A 4429-nucleotide genomic window follows, 5' to 3' on the forward strand; every position below is an offset into this window, starting at 1 on the left:
TTATGTCGCGGATAATTGTCTGAACTGTGATTTATGTGATTTGGGTGATTATTCTGATGTGCGGAGATAATATATTGAGATAGAAGTAGAAGATTGTTACAATTTTTCAAGGGGGATTCTAAGGGGATTATCTTACGATACAATCTTCGCACATCAGAATAATCACCCAAATCACATAAATCACAGTTCAGACAATTATCCGCGACATAAAAAATTCCAAAATTCCAAATTAATAAATCCCTAAATAATTCTCCTGTCCTTCTCCTCAATAGGATAATCATTCGCACTCATGTCACGGCGGCGCATAAGCCCCTCGTCGTCAAATTCCCAGTGCTCATTGCCGTGTGTGCGGTACCATTGCGTCGGATTACCGGCATCACGCCATTCGTATTCAAAACGAACGGAGATACGGTTGCCCGTGAAAGACCAAAGCTCTTTCCTGAGTTTGTAATCCAGCTCCTTCTGCCACTTCGCAGTGAGGAATTCGCGGATCTTTTCCCGGCCAGTAAAGAAGACAGTGCGGTTGCGCCATTCAGAGTCAGGGCTGTAAGCCATAGATACTTTTACCGGATCTTTGGTATTCCAGGCATCTTCTGCCAGCTGCACTTTCTGCAAGGCAGTTTCCAATGTAAACGGAGGTTTGATAACTGTACTCATAGTATGCTTGTTTTTATTCTATACTAATTGGTCAAAAATAAGATAAAAAAAAGTCACGCCTCATCCAGGAACCGAAGGTTCATATCCACCAGGTGCTTCAGTTCTTTTTCATTATACATGCGGCGGGAAATATTCAGACCGTTCCAGAAATTCACGAGATACTTTGCCAGGAGCGACGCATTAATATCTGCCGGCATCATCCCATTGCGGCGCGCTTTCAGTAACTCACGATGAAATACCTCTTCCACATCCAGCAGCTTCTGACGCGCAATCTCCGCCAGGTCTGCATCCAGCCCGGTCATCTCACCCAGGATATTTACATAAAAACATCCCTTGGCATGTGCTGACGGATCAGGGGGATTGGCCACCCCATAAAAGATCGCCCGGATAGCATCCCGCGGGTCCACATTCGTCACAAAAGCATCCTTAATGTTCCTGATAAAACGCGCAGAAAACCATTCAAACACTTTGATAAACAATGTGCGCTTGTTGCCAAATGCATGATACATACTCCCTTTATTAATCTGCATGGCAGTCAGCAGGTCTTCTGTAGAGGCAGACTCATACCCCTTTATCCAGAACACCTCTGCAGCCTGTGCCAGTGCAGCTTCTTCATCAAATTCCCGGTATCTTCCTGACATATTTTTTCTGCTTTATGGCAACAAAGATACAATATTATACCAATTGGTCAAATATTATTTTTCAAAGAAAGGATGCTATAGCAGTACACCGGCACAGGTCTGTTATCTTACTTAATATTTAACTGTTTTCTGCCTGTCATCACAATTCCATTGTAATGAATACTTGCCCCAGAAACCGGCAGTGTAACCGGTTATCAATTGGTTGTTATCAGCTGCATAATTATAATAATCGAGGGAAATAACCGGATACCCAGAATTGTAAAATACATAGGACCTGATGGCATGTACCGGTTGCACATTCACAAAGCCAGCGTATTCCAGCAGCAAACGTGGCTGCATGTAAGTACTGATGAATGGTTCGTAATATATGCCGGCAACGGGCTTGGTGTAATCATAGGTATACACCACATCCATGCGTCCGACATTAGGCGATGTAATCGCAACAGACAACACATTGCCGTACCAGTCGTACCGGTAACTGGTGGTGTCCTGTGTGGGGCCATTACCAGCATTGAATTCACTGATGATCTTCTTCAGCGTACCATCATAGTTATAATAATAACGGGCGCGCTGATGCTCAAACGCAGCACCGGTTGTATAACTCAGCGGACGGAGAAAAGGATCCAGCAGCAGTTTCATAGCAGTGTCTGTACTATTCTGCTGGATGAAGAAAACATAACTGCCGGCATATTTCACATCCAGCTGGTAATCTCCAAAACTTCCAGGGAAGCCCATCCTGGCGGAAATAGCGGCAAGCCAGCCGCGTGCATCATAATAGCGGGTAAAAATGTTGTGACTTCCGGATGAGATCCCGGTAAAATTCAGTTGCGCAATCCTGCACGGATCGCTGCATACATCGGGCTTTTCCAGTGGCGATTTCAGGCAGGAGGTTGTCAGCATGACCACAGCAGACAACAGGCTCAGGATCTGGTTTTTCTGATTCATGGCATTATTGTTTTAGAGGGAGGACATAGGTGTTTCCCAGGGTTAAAAAAGACAGGGTTACGTTCGGTGTACTGGTCGACAGGATATTCGGGGTGCAGGGGCATAAAGACTATAGCACTACCTGCGGCATGCAAAATACATTAATAAAACGGATATGTACTATTATTAATCATAGCTCACACCCGGCATACGCCCGGTAGTGAGCTTCCATCTACAGATCCGCTCTTTGAGTTATTTGCAGTAAATTTGACTCCTGTGTAAATACATGGCATTATGTACGAAAAGAAAATTCCTGATGTGCTGGACTGCGGACTCAGTGTAGGCATTAAAGTTATAGGCGGTAAGTGGAAGGCATGGCTGATAGATGCCATCAAACGCGGCAATCAACGTCCTGTAGAGCTGCACCGCGAAATGGGCAGTGAAGTGAGCATGCGCGTGATCAGTATGATGTTACGCGAGTTAGAAGACTACGGCATCCTGAGCAAGAAAGTATATGCAGAAGTACCGTTGAGAGTAGAATATTCACTGACGAAAGCCGGCCAGGAGCTGCTGCCGGTACTGGACCTGCTGGACAAATGGGGCGACAGGAACAGGGAAACGGTTGTCGGAAAGGAATTGACGGTTAGCCGTTAGCGTTAGGTGTAAACTAACGCTAACGGCTGACGACTAATACCATACTCCCCTACTTTCTCATCACCTTAATGATGGCAGCGTGCTCTTCTGCACCATAACCAGCGTCAATGGTGCGCTTGAAGATATCGGCCGCAAAACGGGGCAGCTCTTCGCTGATACCCGCCTCCTGTGATAACTGCACCAGGCGGATAATGTCTTCTCCCGATGTCTTGACGGAGCTCTCCGGATTCTCATACTTGCTTTGCTGTATTACAGCACCCAGATGTTTTGCTTCTCCGCCAAGAATAGGCGAAATGTTCTCCAGCAGAGCGCCGTATTCATCCACACGTAACCCTTCTGCTTCTAGTATCAGCGCACCATGTGCAAGCCCGATCCATTGTCCCGCCATATAGGACAGCACAGCTGAAAACAATGCTGCCGGCGCGCCGATAGCCTCGCCCATATACGTAATGTTACCACCAAGTATATACAGCATCTCTTTTACTTTCTCGTAAGTTTCTTTTTTACCAGCCGCCAATATGGTAGTGGGGGGTTCGCCTATCTGGCTGGGCCATGCAAGTATATCACCGTCAATATAGTCAGCGCCCTGCGCCAGCACCCATGTTTCAAGGTCGCGGGCCTCTTTCGGTGTACCGGTACTGAGCTGTACAAGCGTGCGGCCCTTCAGTGCAGCACCCGCCGCTTCATTCACCAGAATGGCTGCATTAGCCTTATAGTTGGATACGCACACAATCGTTACCGGGCTGGCCTCAATAGCAGCTGCCGCAGACGGCGCCAGTATGGCTCCTTTCTCTGCCAACGGTGCTGCCTTTTTGCTGTCCCTGTTCCATACCGTTACCTGTAGCCCTTTTGCCAGCAATGTTTTAGCCAATGTGGCGCCCATTGATCCCAATCCTATTACCGTTACTTTACTGTTAGTTGTTGCCATAAATTTTTGCGTTTGATTTATTGATGCAGCAAAACTAAGTAGTTGCAGAACCGGTAACAATCCGGGAAAAATTATTCCTGTACCTGAAAATTTTTGCGCTATGCGCGGCGGCGGCGTTTCAGGCACCTACCTCCCTGGTCATCCGTTGTATGAATAACATTTACAACTGCGTAATGCAGGAAGTATAAAAATACCTATCTGCTTCTTCCAGCTTTATCAGAGAGGCTACATTACTTTTATTTCCGTTGCCGAATGGAACACAGATGGTGAGCATATTATTAAGAAACAGGTCGTCATCAAACAGATTATTGTTTAGCATTCCGGGGAACAGTTTTCCGTTGCGGCTGTATTTTACAGTCAGCACATACGATATCTCTTCTGAATTGTACAATAACGTTGCAAACTCTGATATCCTGCCCGGCGTCACTTTTTTGAAGGTATAAACAGGGGTTCTTAGCACCACGTTAGCAGTCACATCATAACGATATACAGTAATATCTACTGGTTCTTTAATTTTGGGCGTGCCAATCAGGAAACCTACTTTACAACTGTCTATGTGAATCCGTTGTTGCCCGGTTTCAAAAAAAACCGGTTTTATTTTTCCGCTCCCCGTTTCATCCAGATC

General features: G+C 46.1%; 6 protein-coding genes. 1 reads left to right on the plus strand and 5 read right to left on the minus strand.

Annotated features, from left to right (window positions below):
- Positions 1 to 240: 240 nt before the first annotated feature.
- The 3 genes from VM802_RS05855 to VM802_RS05865 all read right to left on the minus strand — a co-directional run bounded on the left by VM802_RS05855 (position 241) and on the right by VM802_RS05865 (position 2243).
- Positions 241 to 657, minus strand: coding sequence for a nuclear transport factor 2 family protein (locus tag VM802_RS05855; protein WP_325528895.1), 417 nt, complete (start codon positions 655 to 657; stop codon positions 241 to 243).
- 53 nt (positions 658 to 710) lie between these two features.
- The gene (locus tag VM802_RS05860; RefSeq protein WP_325528896.1) at positions 711 to 1298 is read right to left on the minus strand and encodes a TetR/AcrR family transcriptional regulator; all 588 of its coding nucleotides are present in this window, start codon (positions 1296 to 1298) and stop codon (positions 711 to 713) included.
- 111 nt (positions 1299 to 1409) lie between these two features.
- Positions 1410 to 2243 (minus strand): hypothetical protein, encoded by an 834-nt coding sequence (locus VM802_RS05865; protein WP_325528897.1) that lies wholly within the window; start codon positions 2241 to 2243, stop codon positions 1410 to 1412.
- Positions 2244 to 2516: 273 nt separating this feature from the next.
- Between VM802_RS05865 and VM802_RS05870 the strand changes: the two genes are divergently transcribed.
- Positions 2517 to 2876 (plus strand): winged helix-turn-helix transcriptional regulator, encoded by a 360-nt coding sequence (locus tag VM802_RS05870; RefSeq protein ID WP_325528898.1) that lies wholly within the window; start codon positions 2517 to 2519, stop codon positions 2874 to 2876.
- 49 nt (positions 2877 to 2925) lie between these two features.
- Here the strand turns inward: VM802_RS05870 and VM802_RS05875 are convergent, their stop codons facing one another.
- Both VM802_RS05875 and VM802_RS05880 read right to left on the minus strand, forming a co-directional pair.
- On the minus strand, positions 2926 to 3804 hold the full coding sequence (locus tag VM802_RS05875; RefSeq protein WP_325528899.1) for an NAD(P)-dependent oxidoreductase: 879 nt from the start codon (positions 3802 to 3804) through the stop codon (positions 2926 to 2928).
- A gap of 160 nt (positions 3805 to 3964) precedes the next feature.
- Positions 3965 to 4429, minus strand: a 465-nt coding sequence (locus VM802_RS05880; RefSeq protein ID WP_325528900.1) for a hypothetical protein, incomplete at its 5' end; no start/stop codon positions are given.

Source organism: Chitinophaga sp., from assembly GCF_035538455.1.
Classification (GTDB): domain Bacteria; phylum Bacteroidota; class Bacteroidia; order Chitinophagales; family Chitinophagaceae; genus Chitinophaga.

Excerpts from the sequence above, each read along its gene's own strand:
- VM802_RS05855 (WP_325528895.1), bottom strand. The coding sequence starts at position 657 with ATGAGTACAGTTATCAAACCTCCGTTTACATTGGAAACTGCCTTGCAG.
- VM802_RS05875 (WP_325528899.1), bottom strand. The coding sequence starts at position 3,804 with ATGGCAACAACTAACAGTAAAGTAACGGTAATAGGATTGGGATCAATG.
- VM802_RS05865 (WP_325528897.1), bottom strand. The coding sequence starts at position 2,243 with ATGAATCAGAAAAACCAGATCCTGAGCCTGTTGTCTGCTGTGGTCATG.
- VM802_RS05860 (WP_325528896.1), bottom strand. The coding sequence starts at position 1,298 with ATGTCAGGAAGATACCGGGAATTTGATGAAGAAGCTGCACTGGCACAG.
- VM802_RS05870 (WP_325528898.1), top strand. The coding sequence starts at position 2,517 with ATGTACGAAAAGAAAATTCCTGATGTGCTGGACTGCGGACTCAGTGTA.